The organism is Alteriqipengyuania abyssalis (assembly GCF_019857185.1).
In the GTDB taxonomy this organism is placed as follows: domain Bacteria; phylum Pseudomonadota; class Alphaproteobacteria; order Sphingomonadales; family Sphingomonadaceae; genus Alteriqipengyuania; species Alteriqipengyuania abyssalis.
Map to the genome: position 1 here is coordinate 540,233 of NZ_JAHWXP010000002.1, position 22,483 is coordinate 562,715.

Annotated in this window: 19 protein-coding genes and 1 tRNA gene; 9 read left to right on the top strand and 11 right to left on the bottom strand. The window is 67.2% G+C overall.

Going from position 1 to position 22,483, the window contains the following annotated elements; all coding sequences use genetic code 11:
* The first annotated feature begins 106 nt into the window (after nucleotides 1–106).
* From KYN89_RS07785 to KYN89_RS07815, 7 genes are all read left to right on the top strand, one after another.
* A complete protein-coding gene (locus tag KYN89_RS07785; RefSeq protein ID WP_222824545.1) occupies nucleotides 107–466 on the top strand; it encodes a GntR family transcriptional regulator in 360 nt (119 codons plus the stop codon).
* A gap of 178 nt (nucleotides 467–644) precedes the next feature.
* The gene (locus KYN89_RS07790; RefSeq protein WP_010233238.1) at nucleotides 645–926 is read left to right on the top strand and encodes an integration host factor subunit beta; all 282 of its coding nucleotides are present in this window, start codon (nucleotides 645–647) and stop codon (nucleotides 924–926) included.
* 79 nt (nucleotides 927–1,005) lie between these two features.
* A tRNA-Leu gene (locus tag KYN89_RS07795) sits at nucleotides 1,006–1,090 on the top strand.
* Nucleotides 1,091–1,137: 47 nt separating this feature from the next.
* Nucleotides 1,138–2,190: a PLP-dependent cysteine synthase family protein gene (locus KYN89_RS07800; RefSeq protein ID WP_222824546.1), complete on the top strand. Its 1,053-nt coding sequence runs from the start codon at nucleotides 1,138–1,140 to the stop codon at nucleotides 2,188–2,190.
* An 88-nt stretch (nucleotides 2,191–2,278) separates the two neighbouring features.
* Complete coding sequence (locus tag KYN89_RS07805; protein WP_222824547.1) at nucleotides 2,279–3,892, top strand: NAD(P)/FAD-dependent oxidoreductase; 1,614 nt, start codon at nucleotides 2,279–2,281, stop codon at nucleotides 3,890–3,892.
* Nucleotides 3,893–3,916: 24 nt separating this feature from the next.
* Entirely contained in the window at nucleotides 3,917–4,327 is a 411-nt protein-coding gene (locus tag KYN89_RS07810; RefSeq protein WP_222824548.1) for a GtrA family protein, read from the top strand.
* Nucleotides 4,314–6,134, top strand: coding sequence for a hypothetical protein (locus KYN89_RS07815; protein WP_346727214.1), 1,821 nt, complete (start codon nucleotides 4,314–4,316; stop codon nucleotides 6,132–6,134). The genes KYN89_RS07810 and KYN89_RS07815 overlap by 14 nt, the downstream gene beginning before the upstream one ends.
* Here KYN89_RS07815 and msrB read toward each other — a convergent pair.
* The 4 genes from msrB to KYN89_RS07835 all read right to left on the bottom strand — a co-directional run bounded on the left by msrB (nucleotide 6,131) and on the right by KYN89_RS07835 (nucleotide 10,395).
* Entirely contained in the window at nucleotides 6,131–6,625 is a 495-nt protein-coding gene (gene msrB / locus KYN89_RS07820) for a peptide-methionine (R)-S-oxide reductase MsrB (protein WP_222824549.1), read from the bottom strand. The two genes, KYN89_RS07815 and msrB, sit on opposite strands and share 4 nt — an antisense overlap.
* 82 nt (nucleotides 6,626–6,707) lie before the next feature.
* The gene (locus KYN89_RS07825) at nucleotides 6,708–8,039 is read right to left on the bottom strand and encodes a cytochrome P450 (protein ID WP_222824550.1); all 1,332 of its coding nucleotides are present in this window, start codon (nucleotides 8,037–8,039) and stop codon (nucleotides 6,708–6,710) included.
* Between the two features lie 98 nt (nucleotides 8,040–8,137).
* A complete protein-coding gene (locus KYN89_RS07830) occupies nucleotides 8,138–9,367 on the bottom strand; it encodes an ABC transporter permease (RefSeq protein ID WP_222824551.1) in 1,230 nt (409 codons plus the stop codon).
* Complete coding sequence (locus KYN89_RS07835; RefSeq protein ID WP_222824552.1) at nucleotides 9,364–10,395, bottom strand: ABC transporter ATP-binding protein; 1,032 nt, start codon at nucleotides 10,393–10,395, stop codon at nucleotides 9,364–9,366. Before KYN89_RS07835 ends, KYN89_RS07830 begins: the two co-directional genes overlap by 4 nt.
* Nucleotides 10,396–10,413: 18 nt before the next feature.
* Between KYN89_RS07835 and queG the strand changes: the two genes are divergently transcribed.
* Entirely contained in the window at nucleotides 10,414–11,511 is a 1,098-nt protein-coding gene (gene queG, locus KYN89_RS07840; RefSeq protein ID WP_222824553.1) for a tRNA epoxyqueuosine(34) reductase QueG, read from the top strand.
* 91 nt (nucleotides 11,512–11,602) lie between these two features.
* Here the strand turns inward: queG and KYN89_RS07845 are convergent, their stop codons facing one another.
* The 3 genes from KYN89_RS07845 to KYN89_RS07855 all read right to left on the bottom strand — a co-directional run bounded on the left by KYN89_RS07845 (nucleotide 11,603) and on the right by KYN89_RS07855 (nucleotide 18,454).
* Nucleotides 11,603–12,844, bottom strand: coding sequence for an NAD(P)/FAD-dependent oxidoreductase (locus KYN89_RS07845; protein ID WP_222824554.1), 1,242 nt, complete (start codon nucleotides 12,842–12,844; stop codon nucleotides 11,603–11,605).
* A gap of 13 nt (nucleotides 12,845–12,857) precedes the next feature.
* A complete protein-coding gene (locus KYN89_RS07850; protein WP_222824555.1) occupies nucleotides 12,858–17,573 on the bottom strand; it encodes an NAD-glutamate dehydrogenase in 4,716 nt (1,571 codons plus the stop codon).
* A 128-nt stretch (nucleotides 17,574–17,701) separates the two neighbouring features.
* Nucleotides 17,702–18,454 carry an alpha/beta hydrolase gene (locus KYN89_RS07855; protein WP_222824556.1) on the bottom strand — a complete coding sequence of 251 codons (753 nt, stop codon included), beginning with the start codon at nucleotides 18,452–18,454 and terminating at the stop codon, nucleotides 17,702–17,704.
* A 291-nt stretch (nucleotides 18,455–18,745) separates the two neighbouring features.
* Between KYN89_RS07855 and KYN89_RS07860 the strand changes: the two genes are divergently transcribed.
* A complete protein-coding gene (locus KYN89_RS07860; protein WP_248285070.1) occupies nucleotides 18,746–20,422 on the top strand; it encodes an alkaline phosphatase D family protein in 1,677 nt (558 codons plus the stop codon).
* A gap of 6 nt (nucleotides 20,423–20,428) precedes the next feature.
* Here the strand turns inward: KYN89_RS07860 and KYN89_RS07865 are convergent, their stop codons facing one another.
* The 4 genes from KYN89_RS07865 to KYN89_RS07880 are packed head-to-tail and all read right to left on the bottom strand — an operon-like array spanning nucleotide 20,429 to nucleotide 22,358.
* The gene (locus KYN89_RS07865) at nucleotides 20,429–21,358 is read right to left on the bottom strand and encodes an alpha/beta fold hydrolase (protein WP_222824557.1); all 930 of its coding nucleotides are present in this window, start codon (nucleotides 21,356–21,358) and stop codon (nucleotides 20,429–20,431) included.
* 27 nt (nucleotides 21,359–21,385) lie between these two features.
* Complete coding sequence (locus KYN89_RS07870) at nucleotides 21,386–21,577, bottom strand: helix-turn-helix transcriptional regulator (RefSeq protein ID WP_197635207.1); 192 nt, start codon at nucleotides 21,575–21,577, stop codon at nucleotides 21,386–21,388.
* Entirely contained in the window at nucleotides 21,574–22,197 is a 624-nt protein-coding gene (locus KYN89_RS07875; RefSeq protein ID WP_222824558.1) for a hypothetical protein, read from the bottom strand. Before KYN89_RS07875 ends, KYN89_RS07870 begins: the two co-directional genes overlap by 4 nt.
* A complete protein-coding gene (locus KYN89_RS07880; RefSeq protein WP_197635209.1) occupies nucleotides 22,194–22,358 on the bottom strand; it encodes a hypothetical protein in 165 nt (54 codons plus the stop codon). Before KYN89_RS07880 ends, KYN89_RS07875 begins: the two co-directional genes overlap by 4 nt.
* Between the last annotated feature and the right edge of the window lie 125 nt (nucleotides 22,359–22,483).

Here is a 22,483-nt window from a genome sequence, read left to right on the forward strand (position 1 = left end):
GAAGCCCAAGTGACGCCTACATGTCTGATTCTGCGCTGAACAAGCGCGCGCAGCGTGGCGCGCAGGAACCTTGACCCGACCCGCTGTGTTATGTCACTGAACCACCATGGCAAGCACCGGCCCCACCTCCCAGCGACCCGTCTATCTGCGCCTGCGCGACCTGATTGCGGCAAACATCATGGACGGCGTGTTCGCGGAAGGGGAGATGCTACCCTCGGTCCGCGCCTTTGCGGCAGAGCATGGTGCCAACCCGTTGACCGTCGCCAAGGCCTTCCAGCAATTCCAGACCGATGGCCTGATCGCGGTGCGCCGCGGGGTGGGCATGTATGTGCGCGAGGGCGCGGCGGCAAAGCTGCGCGCGGCGGAGCGCAAGAGCTTCCTCAAGGACGAATGGCCCGCGATCCGCGAGCGGCTCGACCGGCTGGGCCTGTCCGCGCGCGAGCTGCTGGACTCCGCCGACGCCTGAGACGCCGTGGGGCCCGACATGCCCTTCGTCGGACTAAAATTCACATTTATCATGTTGGTGCATTGCAAAATCGGACCGGTTTTGCCACGAAGGCCCCACATAGGGTCATCGTATTGAAGAGCCGGGACGCATTCGCGGGTGAACCGGCCGGGCACGCTTTAGACGGGAGGCGCGAGGCATGATCAGATCCGAGCTTTTGCAGAAGCTTGCGCAGGACAACCCCGAATTGCGCGCCCAGGAAGTCGAGCAGGTGGTCGACATCTTTTTCGAGGAAATCGCCCAGCGTCTGGCCGAAGGCGGGCGGATCGAACTGCGCGGTTTCGGCGCCTTCTCGACCCGTGAGCGCGAAGCGCGCACCGGGCGCAACCCGCGCACCGGCGAAGCGGTCGACGTGCCGGCGAAGCGCGTGCCCTATTTCAAGCCGGGCAAGGAAATGCGCAACGCGCTCAATCCGGACTGATCTACCGGACCGTCGCCCGAGACGCATCGGGCGCTCGCCATAACAGCAAAACAGGGCTATTCGCGCGCGCTCCGGCTGCGCGGGTGTGGCGGAATGGTAGACGCCGGGGACTTAAAATCCCCTGTCCTCTGGACGTGTGGGTTCGAGTCCCACCACCCGCACCATTGCCGGGGCCTTGCCCTCGCCAGGCGCATGTCGCACAGGCGCGCGCATGACCCGGGAAACATGGCTCAACCGCGCAATCCGCCTGATCGAAGCGGACTATAACCGCTCCTCCGATACGCACCTCATCCGTGTCCCGCTGCCGCATTGCCGGGGGATCGAGCTTTATCTGAAAGACGAAAGCTCGCACCCCACGGGCAGCCTCAAGCACCGGCTCGCCCGGTCGCTGTTCCTCTACGGGCTGTGCAACGGCTGGATCGGCAAGGACACCACGCTGATCGAAGCCTCGTCGGGCTCGACCGCGGTCTCCGAAGCCTATTTCGCCAAGCTGCTCGACCTGCCGTTCATCGCGGTGGTGCCCGCGAGCACCGCCGAGGCGAAGCTGGAGCAGATCCGGTTCTACGGCGGGCAGATCCACCCGGTCGAGGATCCCGGCATGGTTTACGCCGAATCGGAGCGGCTCGCGGGGGAGACCGGCGGGCATTACCTCGACCAGTTTACCTACGCCGAACGGGCGACCGACTGGCGCGGCAACAACAACATCGCGCAGAGCATCTTCTCGCAGATGAGCGAGGAGGATCATCCCGATCCTGCGTGGATCGTGTGCGGCGCGGGCACCGGCGGCACCTCGGCCACGCTGGGCCGCTACATCCGTTACCAGCGCCGCCCGACGCAGCTGTGCGTCGCCGATCCGGCAGGCTCGGTCTTCCATCGCCATTACGCCGATCGCACGGTCGAGACGCTGGAGGGGCGCTGCGAATGCCGGATCGAGGGGATCGGGCGCGCGCGGGTCGAACCGAGTTTCGAGCCGGGCGTGATCGACCGGATGATCGCGGTGCAGGATGCCGATTCGATCGGCGCGATGTTCGCCCTGTCGAAGACGCTGGGCCGCAAGGTCGGCGGATCGACCGGCACCAACCTGTTCGCCTGCCTCCAGCTGATCGAGGAAATGGCCTCCGCCGGGCAGACCGGCAGCATCGTCACGCTGCTGTGCGACGACGGCGCACGCTACGCCTCGACCTATTACAGCGAGGAATGGCTGGCCGAATGGGGCGGAAACTGGCGCCCCGCGTATGAGCGGATGCTCGAAATTCTCGAATAGCGTAGTCGCGCGGCCAGGGCTTTCGTTTACGGCTCCCTAACCATTTTCCTTCACTCCCCGGTCAAGCGAACAGCAACCGGGGGGTCTGATGACCGAAGCGAACCGACCAGCTCTCAATGTCCCGTCACTCGATGTAGACGTGGCGATCATCGGTGCAGGCCCCGCAGGGCTCACCGCAGGTTACCTGCTGACCAAGGCGGGCAAGAGCGTGGCCATCATCGAGAAGGACGCAACCTACGTCGGCGGCATCAGCCGCACCGTGGAGCATGAGGGCTACCGCTTCGATATCGGCGGGCACCGGTTCTTCTCGAAGAGTCAGCAGGTCGTCGACCTGTGGAACGAGATCCTGCCCGACGACTTCATCGAGCGCCCGCGGATGAGCCGCATCTATTACGAGGGCAAGTTCTACTCCTACCCGCTGCGCGCGTTCGAGGCGCTGCGCAATCTGGGCCTGTGGCGCTCGACCATGTGCATGGCGAGTTACCTGTGGGTGCGCGCCTTCCCGAACAGGAATGTGAAGAGCTTCGAGGACTGGACCACCAACCAGTTCGGCAAGAAACTTTATTCGATCTTCTTCAAGACCTACACCGAGAAGGTGTGGGGCATGCCGTGCGATGAAATGAGCGCCGATTGGGCAGCCCAGAGGATCAAGGGCCTGTCGCTGATGGGCGCGGTGGTCGACGGGCTGAAGCGCAGCCTCGGCCTAAACAAGAAACCCAATGACGGGATGCAGGCCAAGACCCTGCTCGAAAGCTTCCGCTATCCGCGCCAGGGCCCCGGCATGATGTGGGAGGCCGCGCGCGACAAGATTATCGCCAGTGGCAAGGGGCAGGTCATCATGGGCCATGGCCTCGAACAGCTTGCCAGCGATGGTGAGGGTGGCTGGCGGATGAGCGCGATTGCCAAGGACGGATCGAAGATCGTCGTCAACGCCGCCCACGCGATCAGCTCCGCGCCGATGCGCGAACTGGGTGCGCGGCTGCATCCGCTGCCCGAGACCAGCTGGAACGGCAGCAATCTGCGCTACCGCGACTTCCTGACCGTCGCGCTGATGGTCGAAGGCGAAGACCTGTTCCCCGACAACTGGATCTACATCCACGACAGCAAGGTGAAGGTCGGCCGCGTGCAGAACTTCCGCAGCTGGTCGCCCGAGATGATCCCGGACGCGGAGATGGCCTGCGTCGGCCTCGAATATTTCTGCTTCGAAGGCGACGGGCTGTGGTCGATGGACGATGCCGACCTGATCGCGCTGGCGACCACCGAGATGAAGGTGCTCGGCCTGCTCGACCCGAAGAAGGTCAAGGGCGGCGCGGTCGTGCGGCAGGAAAAAGCCTATCCCGTCTATGACGAGGATTACGCTGCCAACGTCGCCGCGATGCGCGGCGAGCTGGAGGCGAAATATCCGACGCTGCATTTGGTCGGGCGCAACGGCATGCACCGCTACAACAACCAGGACCACGCGATGATGACCGCGATGCTGACGGTCGAGAACATCCTCGCCGGGCAGCGTGTGTACGACATCTGGTGCGTCAACGAGGATGCCGAATACCACGAAGCGGGCGACGAGGGTGCCGACAAGGCGCTGCCTGCCCGTGAATCCGTGACGAGCGATCAGGCCGCCGCGCTCAATTCGATGCGCGATGTGCCGACCCGCATCGTCGAGGATGGCGAAAGCGACGCCGACAAGCGCCGCGCCGCCTGACGAGCTACTGGGAAGGGCACGCACATGCAGGCCATGCTGCACCGGCTGAGCGATCTGACGATCCTGCGCTACCTGCTCGCAAGCGTGGGGGCGCTGGCGGTCGACATGGGTTCCTTCCTCGGCCTGATGGCGTTGGGCCTCGCCGCGACGCCTGCGTCGGCGGCCGGTTACACGCTGGGCATCCTCGCGCACTGGCTGCTGTCGAGCCGCGCGGTCTTTACCGGGCGCGTCGCACAGAGCGGGATCGCACGCACGCGCCAGAAGGTGCTGTTCGTCGTCTCCGCACTCGCCGGGCTGGCGCTGACCACCGGGGTCGTCGCCGCAGCGCAGGCGCTGTCGATCGATCCGCGTGCGGGCAAGCTGGTCGCGATCGTGCTCAGCTTCGCGCTCACCTGGTGGCTGCGTAACGTGGTGGTGTTTCGTGCGCTCGCCTAGAGCGGGCACCAGCCTGCCGCGCACAAGCCTCGCCGATATGCCGCATGTCGTGCGGCTGTGGGCGTTGCTCGCGCTCATTCTCCTGCTGGTATCGGCCGGGCGAATCGCGCACTGGCAGTTCCCCGATCCCGACGACATCCTGCGCCTCGTGCAGGTGCGTGATCTGCTGGGCGGGCAGGGCTGGTTCGATCTCGACCAGCACCGGATCGATCCCCTGCGCGAGGTGCCGATGCACTGGTCGCGGCTGGTCGACATCCCGCTCGCACTGGTTATCGGCGCCCTGACCCCGCTGGTCGGGCAAGGCGCTGCCGAAGGCGTCGCACTGATTGCGGTGCCGCTGCTGACGCTGCTGGTCGCGATGGCGTTCGTCGCGCCGGTCGCGATCCGCCTGTTCGGGCGCGAGACCGGCGGGTGGACGGTGCTGGTCGCAGGGATGATGCCGCTGCTCTCCTATCAGTTCCAACCTCTGCGGATCGACCATCACGGCTGGCAGATCGCCTGCTTCGCCGCCGCCTTCTGGGGCCTGTCGCAGGGCGAGCGCGCGCGCGGGCCGATTGTCGCAGGGATCGCGATGGCGAGCGGGCTGATGATCTCCATCGAGACGCTGCCGCTGGCCGCACTGGTGGGTGCGATCCTCGCCCTGCGCTGGCTGCGCGATCCTTCGACGCGCCTTGGCCTGACCCATTATCTGCAGGCGCTCGCAGGCGGGCTGATCGTGCTCTATCTCGCGACCCGGGGCTGGCCGCAGGTTGCGCAATATTGCGATGCGATCACCCCGGCGCATCTGGGATTTTTCTTGGTGGTCGCGCTCGGCACCAGTGCGCTGAGCCATGCGCGCCCGTTGCCGCCGATCGCGGTGCTCGGCGCGCTGGGAGCGATTGGCGCAGGCGGCGTCGCGCTGTTCGGCGCAGCCTCGCCCGCGTGCCTGGCCACGCCGTTCGGCTCGCTCGACCCCCTGGTACACGATTATTGGTATGTCCATGTGAGCGAGGGGCGACCGGTGTGGGAACAGAGCGCCACGATCATCCCCGCTCTGCTCCAGCTCGCGCTCGCCTTTGCAGTCGCAGTACGGCTGTGGCTGCGCGCGCCGATGGAACAGCGCGCGCAGCTGTGCGAATTCCTGCTGCTGTTCGCGGGCACGCTGGCACTGGGTCTGCTGGTTTCGCGCTCGCTTGCTTTTGCGTCCCTGCTGGCGACGGTTCCAGTCGCGTGGCTGCTGGGCGAGGCGCTGCATCGTCTCCGCACCGCGCGAAAGGCAATTCCCAAGCTTGCGGTCGGGGTGGCGACGGTTCTCGCGCTGCTGCCGATGGCGCCGGTCGCGCTGGCGGAAAACCTCGCATCGACCAAGCCACCCGCGCCGCGCCTTACGGCGCAGGTCGGCGGTGTCGCGAGCGAAGAACCGGTCTCGCTGATTGCGGAAAGCTCGTGCGACCTTCAGGCCAGTGCGAATCGCTTGGCGGCGCTGCCGCGTGGCACGGTGTTCGCCCCGCTCGACATCGGGCCGACGGTGCTGCTGGAAACCGAACACCGCGTGGTGGCCACCGGGCACCACCGCGCAGAGGCCGCGATGCACGACGTGATCGGGGCATTTCTGGTCAAGCCCGAGGTTTCGCGAGAGATCCTGCGCAGCTACGGCGCGGATTATCTGGTGCTATGCGACGATCTTGCCGAACCCGCGCTTTACGCCAAGCGTGGCGGCAGCCGCAGCCTTGCCGCGCGGTTGCTGGCCGATGATGCGCCCGCGTGGCTGGCGAAGGTCGAAACCGGCGCGCCCGCCAGCTTCCGCGTCTGGAAAGTGCGGAACTAGGCGGGTTTGAAATCCAGCGCGACGCCGTTCAGGCAGTGCCGCTTGCCCGTCGGTTTCGGGCCATCGTTGAAGATATGGCCCAGATGCCCGCCACAGCGCGCGCAGTGCACTTCGGTGCGGGGCACGCCGATCTTGTAATCGGTGGAGGTGCCGATCGCACTGCTGCTGATCGCTTTCCAGAAGCTGGGCCAGCCGGTGCCGCTGTCGTACTTGTTCTTGGAGGAATAGACCCGGTTGCCGCATCCCGCGCAGGCATAGAGCCCTGCGCGCTTTTCCTTGTCGAGCGGAGAGCTGTACGCGCGCTCCGTGCCTTCTTCTCGCAGCACGTAGAACTCTTCCTTGGTCAGCTTCTTGCGCCACTGCGCCTCGCTGAGCGAGACGGGGAAGCTCTTCGCTTCGGCGCTGCGCCCGCAGGCGACAAGTGCGAGACTGGCGACACCGCCCCCAAACAGGGCGAGTGCGGAACGGCGATTGGCGGTCGGTCGGGTCATCGGTTCATCCTCTCGCATAGTGCTCATGTAGGAACGCTGAAGGAGATACGAAGCGCGCGCCGCATCGGATGCACCGACCCCGCTAGAACTCGGTGACTTCGACCTCCAGCTTGCGGAAGCCCTCGACGAAATTGGCGCGCACGCGCTGCACATCGCCCGCGACATGCACGCGCAGGCGGCGCTTGTGCATCTCCTCCAGCAGCACGCGCAGTTGTAGCTCGGCAAGCCGCGCGCCCACGCAGCGGTGGATGCCGTAGCCAAACGCGAGGTGTCGCCGCGCGTTCTCTCGCCGGATGTCGAGCTTTTCGGCATCCTCGAACACGCTCTCGTCCCGGTTGGCGGAGTTGTACCACAGCAGCACCTTGTCGCCTGCCGCGATGTTCTGGCCGAACAGCTCGGTATCCTGCGTCGCGGTGCGGCGCATGTGCTTGAGCGGCGTCTGGTAACGGATGCATTCCTGCACCGCATTGGGGATCAGGCTTGCGTCTTCCTCGAACAGCTTGCGCTGATCGGGGAAGCGATCGAATGCATGCACGATCCCGCTCATGGTGTTGCGCGTGGTGTCGTTGCCGCCCACGATCAGCAGCACCAGATTGCCCATGAATTCCTGCGGCTCCATCTGGTTCATCGCAGGCGAATGGATCATCCGGCTGATCAGGTCCGGGGCTTCGCCCTTCTGCGCCCGCTCGGCCCACAGCAGCTGGAAATAGGCGGCCATTTCGTGAAGCATCCCGCGCCGCGTCTCGTCGAGCGCGCGCACGGTCGCCAGTTCGGTATCGCCCGCCCAGTCGGACCAGTGGGTCAGCAGGTCGCGGTCTTCCCACGGGAAGTCGAACAAAATCGCCAGCATCCCGGTGGTCAGCGGGATGGAGACCGTGTTGACCCAGTCGAACACTTCGCCACGCGGCAGCGCGTCCAGCGTCTCGCCGGTGCGCTGGCGGATGTCGTCTTCCAGCCGCTTCATCTCCGCCGGGGTGAAGGCGGGGGCCACGGTCTTGCGCTGGCCGGTATGCTTGGGCCGGTCCATCGCGATGAACATCGGCAGCCGCATCCGCTCTTCTTCGGGGATGTCGGGCAGATCGTCGAGGATGGTGATGCCGCCATATTCCCAGCTTGAGGAGAAGATCTCGGGCAACGCCTCGGTATGCTGGACCGCCTTGTGGCCGACCACCGACCAGTAGGGGCCGAAGGGACTTTCGGGGATGTAATGCACCGGGCCCGCCGCGCGCATCTCCTTGAAGATCGGCTCCCACCGATTCTCGAAATAGATGTCGCTGCGGCTGGTGTCCCACTTGTGCGGATGCGGTGGGCGCGTGTCCGGATTAGCCGCGTAGTGCGCCTCCAGCGCTTCGTGCGGGCTGGGCGATCGGCTCCACTGGTGCGTGCCAGCGGGGGATTGGGCGATGGTAGCCATGGGCATTCCTCTCTCGCGTCCGGCGCGCCTGCATGGGCGCACCGTGACGTGAGGGGCATCCTGCCCTACCTTGGGCTCAAGTCAAGGTAGGTTCCTAATCAGGACTGATTGGAGGCGCTGCCGAACAGCCCCAGAAGTCCCTTGCGCCCCGCGCCCTTCTCGCGCCCGGCGGTGCCCGACTTGAGCACCTTGGCGCGGAACAGGCTGGCGCCGATCTTCACGAAGATCGCGACCCACAGCACCTGCCACGCGATCGCGGCGAGGTGCCACCACAGGATGCCTTCCTTCGCTGCGCGCGCGACCATCATGTACGGGCTCGACAGCGGGAAGATCGCGGCGAAGATCTCCAGCGCGGAACCGGGCTGGCCGACTGCGAAATTGGCGAGGAAGAAGATCACCAGCTGCAGGATCGTGGCAGGCATGCTGACCGTCTGCACGTCGCGCACGGTCGGCGCGAGCGAGCCGACCGCAAGGAACACCGACCCGATCAGCAGGTAGGCCATCGCGAAATAGATCACGAACAGTGCGAAGAACAGCGGCCAGCCGACCGCGGGCGGGGGGATGACGGGCAGCGCGCCCGCTCCGAGAATCAGGATCACCCCGGCGGCCGCGCCCCACACGGTCAGCCCGACCAGGCTGACGCCGAGCATCGCGAACAGCTTGCCCACGAACACCGCGTCCATCGGGATTGCAGCGGCAAGGATCTCGATGATCTTGTTGCCCTTCTCCTCGACCAGGTTGGACAGGACCATGCCGGCGAGGAAGATCGTCAGCATGAACAGCATGACGATCCCTGCGCGCGCGGTCGCATCCTGCGCGGTCTGGCGGTTGATCGCGCCGTCGGTCATGTCGATCGCGATGTTCGCCTGCGGGATCGCTTCGCCGCGCGCCGCGCCGACCATGAGGGCGACTTCGCCTTCCCACCGCTCGACGTCTTCCTTCGGCCCGGTCAGCAGCGGATCGGCGAGGCTGCCCGACAGCACGCCGAGCAGATTGCGGTCCTCGTCCTCCAGCAGCGCGCGCGGATCGGCCCCGTCGGCCCGATCGACCAGCGTCACCTCGGGCATACCGACCAGCGGCTCCAGCTCGTCGCGCGCCTTTTCGATCGCCGCGTTGGCATCGGGCGTGAACGCGACTGCGAGCTGCGGCTCGTCCGCGCTGTCCGCCGCCATCGCGCCGACATAGCCGCCGCCTGCCGAAATCCCGAGGAAGAACAGCGGGCCGATCAGGAACAGCAGGAACACCTTGCTGAACACGATCGCGGTAAAGTCGCGGCGGGCGATGACCCATGCAGCCTGCCACAGGGAGAGACGTGCCGAACTGCTCATGCCGCAACCTCCTCAGCGGGGGCATCGCTTCGCATCGCCTCGGCCGCGGCCTCGCCCGCGATCTGGACGAAGGCGTCGTGCAGCCCGGCGCGCTCGATCGAGAGCGAGCGGATGCCTGCATCGCCTTCGATAAGCGCGCGCAGCAGCGGCTCGATACCGGTGTCCGGCACTTCGAAGATCCACGCATCGCCGTCGCGCGTGGCGCTGGCGGGCAGGGCATTGCGCCACGCGCCGCTCTCGTTCTTGGTCTCCAGCCGCACCTGCGGGGGCAGGCGGTCGCGCGCGACCTCGACCGATCCGGCATAGGGCACCTGCCCGCCCGCGATGATCGCGACATCGCTGCACAGGCGTTCCGCATGGTGGATCACGTGGGTCGAGAAGATCACCGTGGTGCCATCGGCTGCCAGCTGGCGGATCAGCCCTTCCAGCTTGCCCTGGTTGATCGCGTCGAGGCCGGAAAACGGTTCGTCCAGAATCACCAGTTCGGGCCGGTGCACCAGCGTGCCCAGCAGCTGGACGGTCTGCGCCATGCCCTTGGACAATTCCTTGATCTTCTTGTCGACCGCGTGGCCGAGGCCGTATTCCTCCATCATCGCGATGCCGCGCTTGCGGCCCTCCGCGCGGGGCAGGCCGCGCAAGGATCCCATGAAGGCGATCGCGTCGGGCGCTTTCATCGCCGGATAGAGCCCGCGTTCCTCGGGCAGGTAGCCGATTCGGCGCGCGATCCGCTGCGGGCGATCCTCGCCGAAGATGCGCCGCACGCCTTCGTCGGGGTCGATAATGCCGAGGATCATGCGCAAAGTGGTGGTCTTGCCCGCGCCGTTGGGGCCGAGGATGCCGTAGATCGCCCCGCGCGGCACGGTCAGGTCCACGCCCTTCACCGCCAGCGTCTCGCCGAAGCGCTTGACCAGCCCGCGCGCCTCGATCGCATAGTCGTGGCTTTCGAAAGGTTTGTCGGCGGGTTTGTCGCTGGCGGGCGCTTGGTCTAGCAGGTCGGTCATCACCGCAGAGCGTGCCGTGGTCCGCATGAAGGAGCAAGCCCGTCGATGAGCGAACGCTCTGAAATCGACCAACTGCAAACCGAGCTCGTCGAAAAGGCGCGCGAGCTGGGCTTTGCCAGCATCGGCTTTGCCGACGCGCATGACGATCCGCGTATGGCCGAGCGGCTGTCTGCATGGCTGGAGGCGGGCCACCACGGGTCGATGGGCTGGATGGAGCGCGATCCTGCCGTGCGCAGCGGCCCGCAGGGCATGTGGCCCGAGGCGCGCAGCGTGATCGCGCTGGGGGCGAACTACGCCCCGGCGGACAATCCGCTGAACGCGGCCGAGCCGGAAGACCGCGCGCGCATATCGGTCTATGCGCAGGGGCAGGATTATCACGACGTGCTCAAGAAAGCGCTCAAGGCGCTCGCGCGCTGGCTGGTCGCCGAGACGGAGAAGCGCGGGCTGGGCGAGACGCGGATGAAGCTGTTCGTCGACACCGCGCCGGTGATGGAAAAGCCGCTGGCGCAGCGCGCGGGGCTGGGCTGGCAGGGCAAGCACACCAATCTGGTCAGCATGGGACACGGCAGCTGGCTGTTTCTCGCCGCAGTCTACACCACGCTGCCCTTCACGCCCGACGGCCCGCACGAGGACCGCTGCGGATCGTGCCGCGCGTGTCAGGATGCGTGCCCGACCGACGCCTTTCCCCACGCCTACACGATCGATGCGCGGCGCTGCATCTCCTACCTCACGATCGAGCATTCGGGGCCGATCCCCGAGGAATTCCGCGAGGCTATGGGCAACCGCATCTATGGCTGCGATGATTGCCTGAGCGTGTGCCCATGGAACAAGTTCGCGAGCAGCGCGGCGGCCAACCGCGCCTTCCTGCCGCGCGCCGAACTGGTGCGCCCGGCGCTCGCCGACCTGTTGCAGCTGGATGATGCGGGTTTTCGCGCGCTGTTCAGCAAGTCGCCGATCAAGCGGATCGGGCGCGATCGCTTCGTGCGCAACTGCCTGATCGCGGCGGGCAATAGCGGGGAGGGCGCGCTGCTGGCGCAGGTCGAGCCGCTGCTGAGCGACCCCGATCCGGTGGTGGCGGAAGCGGCACAGTGGGCGGCGGCGCGGCTCATGCACACCGCCCCCGTCCCGTCATCCCGGACTTGATCCGGGATCCCGCTTTCTTCGTGCGGCGTTCTCAAAGGTAGCGGGACCCCGGATCAAGTCCGGGGTGACGATTATATCGTGAGTGAGGTACCTAAAGCAGCGTCTTCAGCGCCACCTCGGGATCGGCGAGCGCGTCCAGATCGGGCTCGCTGCGCGCCTCGATCAATCGCCGCCCCTGCGCATAGTCGCGCGTGGCGTTGACGCAATCGAGCGCGACCACTCGGCCTTCGCGCAGATACACGATCGAGAAGCTGCGGCTGTCCGGATCGCCGCGCAGCACCGTATCGTCGTCGTCGCGGGAGAAGCCGACCGTCTGCAACCGGAGATCGTACTGGTTGGACCAGAACCACGGGACGGTGTTGTACGCCTCGGGCTCGCCGGTGATGTGGCGGGCCACGGTGTTGGCCATGTCGGTCGCGTTCTGGACCGATTCGAGGCGGATCACGCGGTTGTCCGCGTAAGGGTTGGAATGCGCCGCGCAGTCGCCGATCGCGTAGGTATCGTCCAGCGTGGTGCGGCAGAAATCGTCGACATCGACGCCGTTGGTGCCCGCCGCGCCCGCCGCCAGCAACGGGCCGACTGCGGGGACGATGCCAATCCCGGCGATCACCAGATCGGCCTCGATCTCGCTGCGGTTGCCATCGCCCGATTCGATCGCGACCGCGCGCACCCGGCCCTGATCGTCGCCCAGCAGGCATTCGACATTGTGGCCCAGCAGCAGCTCGACGCCCTGCCGCCGATGCTCGGCCTCGTAGAAGGCGGACAGGTCCGGCCCGGCCACCCGGCTGAGCACGCGGTCCTCGCGCTCGATCACCGTGACGGGCAGGCCCAGCTTGCGGAACACCGCCGCTGCTTCCAGCCCGATATAGCCGCCGCCGATCACCGCGACGTGTTTGACCCCGCCGCCCAGCTGCGCGCGAATCCGGTCGACATCGCCGCGGGTGCGGATCGAATGCACCCCGTCCAGATCCGCGCCGTCGCACGGCAGGCGTCGCGGATCGCCGCCCGCGGCCCAGATCAGCGTGTGGTAATCGAGCGTGCTGCCATCGCCCAGTTCGGCCGATCGTGCCTGCGGATCGATCGCCACCACCGGGGTGCGGGTGCGGATGTCGATCTTGCGCTCCGCCCAGAAGCTTTCTGGGCGGATCAAAATCTTCTCGAACGGGCGCTCCCCCGCGAGATAATCCTTGGACAGCGGCGGCCGCTCGTAAGGGGGATGCGCCTCGCGGGTTGCGATCGTGATGCAGCCTTCGAAGCCGCGCTGCCTCAGCGCTAGCGCGGCCTGCGCGCCGCCGTGGCCGCCGCCCACGATCAGGACATCCGCAAAGCTCATCCCCTCGCTCCCCTTACCGGCCCAGCAGGTTGCGCGCCTGGCTGGCAATCTGCGCCAGCGTGGCGGGGGCGACCGGGTTCTGCGCCTGCGCGCGGCGGATGATGCCGCGGAACTGGCGAACCGCCGCCTCGTGCCGTTCGAGCCACGCGGCGACGATCGCCGCCGGATCGCCCGCCTGATCGTCGTCCTGCGCGAACATGCGGCGCAGGAATTCCAGCCGCATGTGCTGGAAATCGCGGGCGAGCCCGGCGACCAGCAGACGGTCCCACACGTCGGACGGGCTCATCAGAGCGGCGGTGCCCTGCGCCCAGTCGAGGCCCAGCTCGCCGCCCAGATCGGTGAAGGCCCGGGCCAGCTCGCGCGGGTCCACGTCCAGATCCTTGGCCAGCCGGGCGAGGCCGATCCCGCCATCGAGGTCGAACAGGTGGGCGACCGCGGCTGCGATATCCTCCGGCGCGCCGGCCTTGGCGAATTCGGCACGCATCCGGGCGGAGCGCTGGCGGCTTTCCGCCCCCAGCAGGTTGACCGTGCCCTGCGACAAGATGTCGAGCGTGGGCCGCAGGTCCTCGACGATCGCGCTCGGGCTGGCGGTGTCGCCGCACACCCGGATCGCGTCCGCCATCTGGATCCGCATCGCCATCGCCACCCGGTCGAACAGGGTGAGGCGCGCGTCTTCGGGCATCGCGGCCTCGTCCAGCGCTTCCCAGATCTTGGTCACGTCGAACAGGCGGTCGGCGGTGACGAAGGCGCTCGCGACCTCGTGCAGGCCGACGCCCTCTTCCTCCGCCAGTTCGAACGGATGGACCATGCCCATCCGGTTGACGATCCGGTTGGCGAGCGCGGTCGCGATGATCTCGTTGCGCAGGCGGTGCTGGCGGATCTGTTCGGCAAAGCGCGTGCGCAGCGGGGTCGGGAAGGCGGTGAACAGCGTGCTTTCCATCTCCGGATCGCTGGTCAGGCTGCCCGCCTCGATCGCGTCTTGCAGGGTCAGCTTGCTGCTCGACAGCAGCACCGCGAGTTCGGGCCGGGTCAGGCCGATGCCTTCGCCCGCGCGGCGGGTGAAGACCTCGTTCTCGCCGATGCCCTCGGTCCGTCGGTCGAGCATGCCGGCATCTTCCAGCGTCTCGATCAGGCGGATGGTCGATGCGGTCGCCTGCTCTCCGCCCTGTTCGGCGATCGACACGGCGAGCGCCTGGAGGCGGTTGTCTTCCAGAACGATCGCGGCAACCTCGGCGGTCATTTCGGACAGCAGCGTGTTGCGCTCTTCCTCCGACAATTCGCCCGCGCGGCGCGCCGCGGCGAGCGCGATCTTGATGTTGACCTCGTTGTCCGAGCAGTCGACGCCCGCCGAGTTGTCGATGAAGTCGGTGTTGAGCCGCCCGCCGTTCAGCGCGAACTCGATCCGGCCCGCTTGCGTCACGCCGAGGTTGGCGCCTTCGCCGATCACCTTGACGCGCAGGTCTTCGCCATTGATGCGGAGCGCGTCGTTGGCGGGGTCGCCGACCTGGATGTTGTTCTCCCTCTCGGCTTTCACATAGGTGCCGATGCCGCCGAACCACAGCAGGTCGGCAGGCGCCTTGAGGATGGCGGAGATCAGCGATTCAGGATCGAACTCCGCCCGGTCTACGCCGAGCGCGGAGCGTGCTTCCTTGGACAGGGTGATCGATTTCTCGGTCCGCGGGTACACCCCGCCGCCCTTCGAAATCAGTTCCTTGGCGTAATCGTCCCAGCTGGAGCGGGGCAGGTCGAACAGCCGCTTGCGTTCCTGCCAGCTTGCCTCGGCGTCGGGATCGGGGTCGATGAAGATGTGCCGGTGGTCGAACGCGGCGACCAGCCGGATCGACCTCGACAGCAGCATGCCGTTGCCGAACACGTCGCCCGACATGTCGCCGCAGCCCACGACCTTCACCGGATCGCTCTGCACGTCGACGCCCATTTCGCGGAAGTGCCGCTGGACCGAGACCCACGCGCCGCGCGCGGTGATGCCCATCGCCTTGTGGTCGTAACCGTGGCTGCCGCCGCTGGCGAAGGCATCGTCGAGCCAGAAGTCCGCGCTTTCCGCGATCGCGTTGGCGACGTCGGAGAAGCTCGCCGTGCCCTTGTCCGCCGCGACGACGAAATAGGGGTCCGCCTCGTCGAGGATGCGGATGCCTTCGGGGTGAACCACCTCGTCCTCGACGATGTTGTCGGTGATCGACAATAGCGAGCGGATGAAGATCTGGTAGCTCGCCTTGCCTTCGGCGGCCCACGCATCGCGATCATGCGCGGGGTCGGGCAGCTGTTTGGGGTAGAAGCCGCCCTTCGCGCCGGTCGGCACGATGACCGCGTTCTTGACCCGCTGCGCCTTCATCAGGCCGAGGATTTCGGTGCGGAAGTCGTCGCGCCGGTCGGACCAGCGCAGCCCGCCGCGCGCGACCGGGCCGGCGCGCAGGTGAATGCCTTCGACCCGGCGCGAATAGACGAAGATCTCGCGATACGGGATCGGCTTGGGCAGGCCCGGCACCTTTTCCGAATCGAACTTGAAGGACAGCGCGATCCCCGGATGCAGCGCGAACGCATTGGTCCGCAGCATCGCCTCGATCACGCTGCGATAGAGCCGCAGCAGCCGGTCGTCGTTGATCGCCGCGACGTTCTGCAAGCCGTCCTTGATCGCGGATTGCGCGGTCTTTTCGGCCGTCTTGCGATCGCCCTCGAACGCGGGGTCGTGGCGGGCGACGAACAGGTCGATCAGCGCACGGGTCACCGCCGGGGCCTTCGCCAGCGCATCGACCACGGTGTAGATCGTGAAGCTCATCCCCGTCTGGCGCAGGTAGCGATAGATCGCGCGCAACCATTCCGCCTCGCGCGCATCCAGCCCCACGCTCAGCACCAGGCGGTTGAACGCATCGTCTTCGGCATGGCCGTTGAGCACCGCCGCGATCGCGGTCTCGATCGGCTCCGCGCGGGCCAGCAGCTCCGCCGGGTCGACTCCGGGGCCTAGGTCGCAGTTGAAGTCGTGGATCGCACCCAGCGCGCCGCCGTCCAGCAGCGTGGGCACTTCGCTGATCGTCTTGAGGCCGAAGTTCTCCAGCGCGGGCACCGCTTCCGACAAGGGCAGCGTGCCTTCGTGCTGATAGATCTTGAGGCGCAGGTTGCCACCGTGCTGGGCCTCGCTGCGGCGCAGGCGGACCCCGCGTTCGTCGGGCGCGTCATCGCCGCTCTCGCCCGCGTGGCTTGCCAGATCGCGCATCCGCGCAATGTCGAGCGCGGCCTCGCCCGCGCCGCTATCGGCACGGTAGAAGCTGGGGAAGTTGTCCGCGTAACGCTGCGCCAGCGATTGCGCGTCCTTCTCCTCGAAGGCCTTGGCGAGTTCGGTCTCGACCGCTTCGGACCAGCCGCGCAGCATTTCCTGCACGCGCGCCTGCATGTCTTCCTCGCGATAGGCGGTGGTGCTTTCGCGGAAATCGAGCACGAAGCGCAGCAGCGCGAGCGCGCCGCCTTCGATCTCCACGCTCCAGTCGAGCAGGGTGGAGCCGGTCTGGTCTTCCAGCAGGGCCTGGATCTGGTGGCGCACCTCGGTCGACATCATGTCGCGCGGCAGCCACACGAAGGCGAACAGGTGCCGCGCGAGCGGCGCCTCGACCACCGCGACCCGAGGGCGGGGGCGATCGTTCAGCGTCATCGTGGTGGTCGCGATCCGGCGCACGTCCTCGTCGCGGAAGCCGATCAGCAGGTCGTGCGGCAGCGCGGTCAGCGCGTGGACCAGCGCCTTGCCCGCATGGCCGCCCGGATCGAATTCGAGCTGGTCCATCAGCTCGCCCAGCTGGCGGCGCAGGCGCGGCACCGCGTGCGGATCGGTGGTCAGCGCGGCGCTGGTCCAGATACCGGCATGGATCGAGATCGCCACGGTCTTGCCCTCGGCCTTGCCGCCTTCGCGGATCGGGACCAGGAACAGGTCCAGCGGAACCCGGCGGTGGACGTTGGAGACGCGGTTGGCCTTGACGATCAGCGGCATCCGCGCGGTCGCGTTGGCGGGATCGTCGAACCAGTCGAACGCGCGGGCGTAGGACTGGTCGGCGAGGATTTCGCGCGCGCTGGCGCGGCAGATGCCCAGCGTGTTTTCCTCGCGCCCGTCGGCATGGCGGACCAGATGGCCCAGCTGGGTCAGCATCCCGCCGCTCAGCCAGTCGAGCAGCGCGGAGCCTTCCTTGTCGGCAAGGTTGGTCGCGTCGTGCTGCATCGCCTTGCGCATCGCCTCCCAGTCGGCGACCGCGGCGCGCACATCGGCGAGCGTTGCGGTGAGCGCCTGCTCCAGCTCGCCCTGCACCTCGTCGTCGGCATGGTCGGTTTCGAGGAAGATCATCGATTCGCGCGGGGCGTTGCTGCCCTTGCCGGGAAGGTCTTCCAGCTTGCCTTGCGCATCGCGTTCGACCCGCAAGACGGGGTGGACCAGCCGGTCGATCGAGAGGCCGAACTCGGCGACCTGCGCGGAGATCGAATCGACCAGGAACGGCATGTCGTCGTTGACCAGCGCCAGCCGCAGCTTGCTGCGGGTGCCGGATTCGACGCTGGTGATCGCGATGGCAGGCTCGCCCGGCTGGCGTTGCTCGGCGGTCTCCAGCACCAGCGATGCGGCGGCCTCGATCTCGCCCTCGTCAAAAGGCCGGTCGACCGGCAGCAGGGATTCGCGCATCCGGGTGGCCAGTTGCTGCAACAAATCGGCTTCGGACTGCCTGTGGTCGGCTGCCATGTATCGGTCCTGTCTTCCGCGCCCGGCTTTGCCGGGACATTGGTTGTGCATCAGTGCCGTTACGGCACTGCCTCTCCATCGCCGCCGTTAGATGGTCGCACGAGTGCCCGCAAGGATCGCGGCATCGATCATGCGGTCAGCAGATGCTGCCCGACGGTGGCCAGCAGCCGCGCAACATCTTCTTCGCGCGACAGGCGGTGGTCGCCATCCTTTGCCAGCTGAACCAGCACCTTGTCGGAATCGAGCCGCTCGGCGAGGCGCAGCGCGGTCTCCCACGGCACCTCCGCATCGCGCTGGCCCTGCAGCAGGGTGACCGGGCAGGTAATCGGGATCGGCGCGCCCAGCAGCAGGTGCTGGCGCGCATCGGCCCAGAACCCGGCATGCGTCGGGGTCGGCTCGGGGCCGTAGGGGTTATCTTCCAGCACCGTCTCGCCGCGTGCCAGCTGCGCCTTCTGCGCGTCGTCATATCCCCAGTCGGTAAAGTCGGGGGCGGCGGCGATGCCGACCAGCCCGGCCAACCGGTCGGGGGCCCTGGCGGTCAGCTCCAGCGCGACCAGCAGCATCAGCCAGCCGCCCATCGACGATCCCACCAGCACCACCGGCTCGCTCAGCTTCGTCTCGATCAGCGCGAGCACCTCGTCGCGCCAGCGTGACAGCGTGCCATCGGCGAAGTCGCCATCCGATTCGCCGCAACCCGAATAGTCGAGCAGCAGGCAGGTGTGGCCGTTCGCTTCCGCCCAGTCGAACAGCGCACTGGCCTTCGATCCCGCCATGTCGGACATGTAGCCGGGCAGGAAGACGATCGCGGGCGCGGTGCCCGAGCCTTGCGTCAGGCGGTAGGCGATCCGCCGCCCGTCGGGCATTGCATGATAGTCGCTCATCCGTGTGCGGTACGGGCGGGGCAGGGGCCTGTCCATTCCCCGCGGGCGGATCAGCGCGCTCGGACCTGCACCGGATTTTCCTACTTGCACCCGCCGCGCTAGCAGTGGGGCCATGCCAGTTGCGCCCGCCCTTGCCGACCCTGTTCCTGCGCTTCGCGTGGCGGTTGAACGCAGGGCTGGGCGGGGGCTGGGTTTTTTTGCCTTTGGACAGTGTGTCAGGTGTGTCAGACGTTGCCGGTCTGCGACAGGCCGTGTCTCGGATGTTTCACGAACCCGGTCTAGGCGGATGCCATGTCGAACCTCCTCGCTCCTCCCCCCGCCAGCGGCACTGCCCGCTCCGCCCTTTCACTCGATCGCCGCAGCCTGCTTGCGGGTGGCATCATGGGGGCCGGCCTGCTCGCCATGCCGCTCTCCGCGCAGGTTGGCGCGAAGGGCTTCACCCACGGCATCGCCAGCGGCGAACCGAGCCAGGACGGCGTGCTGCTGTGGACCCGCTTCGTCGGCTCGAACGAGGCGAAGCTGGCGTGGCAGGTGAGTGACAATGCCGAATTCACCCGCGTGCTGGCGGAGGGCGAGACCCTCGCCACGCCGGGCAAGGACTGGTGCGCCAAGGCGCAGGTCAGCGGGCTCGATCCCGATAGCTGGTACTACTACCGCTTCATCGGGCCGGATGGCTCCCGCTCCGCCACCGGGCGCACGCGCACCCTGCCGCAGGGGCCGACCGGCCGGTTCCGGATGGGCGTGTTCTCCTGCTCGAACCTCGGCTTCGGCTATTTCAACGCCTATGGCCACGCGGCCCAGGCCAACGACCTCGACCTGCTGGTGCATCTGGGCGACTATTACTACGAATACGACGCACAGCATTACCCGACCCCCGACCAGATCGTGCCGGGCCGGGTAGACGCGCCCGAGAACGAGATCGTGCAGCTGGCCGATTACCGCCTGCGCCACGCGACCTATCGCGCCGATCCGGACCTCCAGCGGCTGACGCAGCTCTATCCGATGATCCTGGTGTGGGACGATCACGAGACCGCGAACGATTCGTGGGAAGGCGGGGCGGAGAACCACCAGCCCGAAACCGAAGGGCCGTGGGACGCGCGCAAGGCCGCCGCGATGCGCGCCTATCGCGAATGGCTGCCGGTCTCGGACGATCCGTGGAAGGCCTATCAGGTCGGCGATCTCGCCACGCTGTTCCGGCTCGAAACGCGGCTCACCGCGCGGTCCGAGCAGCTCGATGTGGCGAAGGTGCTGGCGGGCAAGTCCACGCCCGAAGAGATGATGGCTGCGCTCAAGGCGTTCCACGATGGCGCTTGGGCCGATCCGTCGCGCCAGATGATGGGTGCGGCGCAGGAGGCGTGGCTGGCCGACGGGCTGAAAGCCTCGACCCGCAGCGGCACGCGCTGGCAGGTGCTGGTCCAGCAGGTGCTGATGGGCAATCTCAACACGCCGACCGGACTGGCGGACGCGTTGCCCAAGTCGATGCCCGATGCGCTGCGCCAGCGGCTGATGGCGGGGGCGATGGCCTCTGCTGCGGGCATCCCGTTCAACATGGACGCGTGGGACGGCTATCCCGCCGCGCGCAAGCGGGTGTTCGACGCCGCGCTGGCCGCCGATGCCAATCTGGTGGTGCTGGCAGGCGATACGCATAACGGCTGGGCGTTCGACCTCGCGCAGGACGGCACGCCGGTGGGCGTCGAGTTCGGCGTGTCTTCGGTGACCTCGCCCGGCTTCGAAGGCTATCTGCCGCAGATCCCGACGCCGTTCCTGGAGCGCGCTCTGGTCGACGCCAACCCGCAGCTGCAATGGGCGGATACCTCGCGGCGTGGCTACATGGCGGTCGAGCTGACCCCGCAGGCGGCGAGCTGCGAATGGCGCTTCGTCTCGGGTGTGCGCCAGCGCGGCACCGCGCTGGGCGGCACGCACAATATGGCGAGCGCGCTCGGGTCGAACACGCTCGCCATGGGGTAAGGTTAGCTATTTGGCGGCGGCCGCGCGGATTTCGGCGCGGACGATCTCCGGCTGGTCGAGCTGGACGAAGTGCAGCGAGTTGTCGACCGGCACCAGGCGGACGCCGGGCAGCGCGGCATAGTCGGTCGCGTAGCGCTCGATCGCCATCTCGCGGTACTGGCCGTTGGCCATGTGGACGACGGTGACCGGCATCTCGAGGCCTGCGATTTCGCTGCGCAGGTCGGTCATGGTATCCACGTACACCAGCTCTGCGACCGCCAGCGGCTCGGCGTCGAGCGACCAGTTGGCGATGCGCACGCGGGTCGCCTCGTCGATCGACATGCCCGCCGCGCCCGCGCCGCTGGTGGCGTTGGCAAGGCCCGCCGCGCGCATCTGCTCGGCTCCCGCGATCATCATGTCGCGCATCTGCTTCGCCTGCGGCTCGACCTTCTCCAGCGTCATGTCGGGCGCGAAGACCATGCCGAAGAAGGGCAGCGAATCGAGAATGACGAGGCTCTTCGCCTGATCCGCATGGGCCAGCCCGAATTCCATCGCGATCAGCCCGCCAAGGCTGTGGCCGACGATGGTGGCAGGGCCGAGATTGCGGGCGGCGAGATCGGCGGAGATGTCCGCCACGATCCCGTCGATCACCCCCGCGCTCTCGTTCGCTGTGCCCCGTTCGCCTGCGAACCCGCGCACCTCGACGGTCAGCACGCGGTGGTCGTCGGCCAGCGAGGCGACCGTGTCGTCCCACACCGCAGCCGGGGTCGACATGCCGGGGATCAGCACGACCACAGGGCCGGTGCTGCCGTAGAGGCGGGTGCGGATGTGGTCGTGCTGCACCGCGTCGTCGGCCGGGGCGGCCTGCTGGGCATGGGCGTGATAGACCGGTGCGGCAGGTGCCATCAGGGCGAGCGCAAGGGTTGCGGTCGCGATGGCCGGGCAGAATCGTTTCATCGGTCTGGTCCTTGGTTGGTGGCGGGCTCAGTCCCGCAGGAAAATCTCTTCGATCGTGAGTTCGAACACCTCGGCGATCTGGAAGGCTAGGGGGAGCGAGGGGTCGTAGCGGCCGGTCTCGATCGCGTTGACACTCTGGCGGCTGACGCCGAGTTCCTCGGCGAGTGCCTGCTGGCTCCAGTTGCGCTCGGCGCGCAGGACCTTGAGGCGGTTCTTCATGACTCGTCGCCCAGGCCATCATTGGCGCGCCGGTCCGCCAGCGCCATCCAGCACTGGCCGAGCCCCATGCCGATCGCCCAGACGGGAAAGACCCACCAGGCCCAGATGTGCGGGACCACTTCGAACGTTTCGAGAAAGCCCCAGAAAGTGCCCAGCGTCAGCACTCCGCCGAGCCCGAACAGGCTCGCCATGATCGCACGATGACGCAGGAACTCGTCCTCTTCCTCGATCAGGTAGCGCGCCATGGTCCAGATCATGCCCAGCACGGGGATGACGGGCAGCAAGGCGATCAGGAAGCTCTCGATCTCGCTCAGATCGACCCGGTCCGCGATCGTCACCGCGATGCCGAGCCCCAGCATGTAGCCGAAGCTGGCAAGCAGGAAGCGGCGGGTGTAGCGAACGATCGCCGGGCTGAGATGACCGGTGGAGCGCTGCTTGGCGAGGCTCGCCCGGGTGAGCGGAACGATCTGCAGCATCGCGATCACCATCAGGATGAAACCGGTAGTGCTGCCTATCGCATCGGTCATGCGCAGGACCGAGATGATCCCGAAGGCGACAAAGATGCCCGCAGCCCAGAAGGCCGGGCGCCGACGCAGCGGGAGCCGGGCCGCCTCGCTCACGACGACTTCCTCAGGCTGCAGCGCGTGCCGGTGGCGACTGCCAGGAACGGCAGGGTCAGAATGGCGGCGATGGTCGCCCAGTCGGGCAGCACGTCGGCGATGTTGAGCAGCGCGACGATGATGATGGCGGCGCCCCAGAGGACAGGTGCGATGGCTTTCATGGTCAAGGTTCCTTTCTTCTATGGAAAGCATACTTGTCACGACTCACGCGCTGTGTCAACCACCCTTTCCATATATGAAAGCGCCCTTGTCAAATATCGTGCTGGACCTCGCGCGCTTGCGGCCT

Excerpts from the sequence above, each read along its gene's own strand:
- KYN89_RS07785 (WP_222824545.1), top strand. The coding sequence starts at position 107 with ATGGCAAGCACCGGCCCCACCTCCCAGCGACCCGTCTATCTGCGCCTG.
- KYN89_RS07790 (WP_010233238.1), top strand. The coding sequence starts at position 645 with ATGATCAGATCCGAGCTTTTGCAGAAGCTTGCGCAGGACAACCCCGAA.
- KYN89_RS07800 (WP_222824546.1), top strand. The coding sequence starts at position 1,138 with ATGACCCGGGAAACATGGCTCAACCGCGCAATCCGCCTGATCGAAGCG.
- KYN89_RS07805 (WP_222824547.1), top strand. The coding sequence starts at position 2,279 with ATGACCGAAGCGAACCGACCAGCTCTCAATGTCCCGTCACTCGATGTA.
- KYN89_RS07810 (WP_222824548.1), top strand. The coding sequence starts at position 3,917 with ATGCAGGCCATGCTGCACCGGCTGAGCGATCTGACGATCCTGCGCTAC.
- msrB (WP_222824549.1), bottom strand. The coding sequence starts at position 6,625 with ATGACCCGACCGACCGCCAATCGCCGTTCCGCACTCGCCCTGTTTGGG.
- KYN89_RS07825 (WP_222824550.1), bottom strand. The coding sequence starts at position 8,039 with ATGGCTACCATCGCCCAATCCCCCGCTGGCACGCACCAGTGGAGCCGA.
- KYN89_RS07830 (WP_222824551.1), bottom strand. The coding sequence starts at position 9,367 with ATGAGCAGTTCGGCACGTCTCTCCCTGTGGCAGGCTGCATGGGTCATC.
- KYN89_RS07835 (WP_222824552.1), bottom strand. The coding sequence starts at position 10,395 with ATGCGGACCACGGCACGCTCTGCGGTGATGACCGACCTGCTAGACCAA.
- queG (WP_222824553.1), top strand. The coding sequence starts at position 10,414 with ATGAGCGAACGCTCTGAAATCGACCAACTGCAAACCGAGCTCGTCGAA.
- KYN89_RS07845 (WP_222824554.1), bottom strand. The coding sequence starts at position 12,844 with ATGAGCTTTGCGGATGTCCTGATCGTGGGCGGCGGCCACGGCGGCGCG.
- KYN89_RS07850 (WP_222824555.1), bottom strand. The coding sequence starts at position 17,573 with ATGGCAGCCGACCACAGGCAGTCCGAAGCCGATTTGTTGCAGCAACTG.
- KYN89_RS07855 (WP_222824556.1), bottom strand. The coding sequence starts at position 18,454 with ATGAGCGACTATCATGCAATGCCCGACGGGCGGCGGATCGCCTACCGC.
- KYN89_RS07860 (WP_248285070.1), top strand. The coding sequence starts at position 18,746 with ATGTCGAACCTCCTCGCTCCTCCCCCCGCCAGCGGCACTGCCCGCTCC.
- KYN89_RS07865 (WP_222824557.1), bottom strand. The coding sequence starts at position 21,358 with ATGAAACGATTCTGCCCGGCCATCGCGACCGCAACCCTTGCGCTCGCC.
- KYN89_RS07870 (WP_197635207.1), bottom strand. The coding sequence starts at position 21,577 with ATGAAGAACCGCCTCAAGGTCCTGCGCGCCGAGCGCAACTGGAGCCAG.
- KYN89_RS07880 (WP_197635209.1), bottom strand. The coding sequence starts at position 22,358 with ATGAAAGCCATCGCACCTGTCCTCTGGGGCGCCGCCATCATCATCGTC.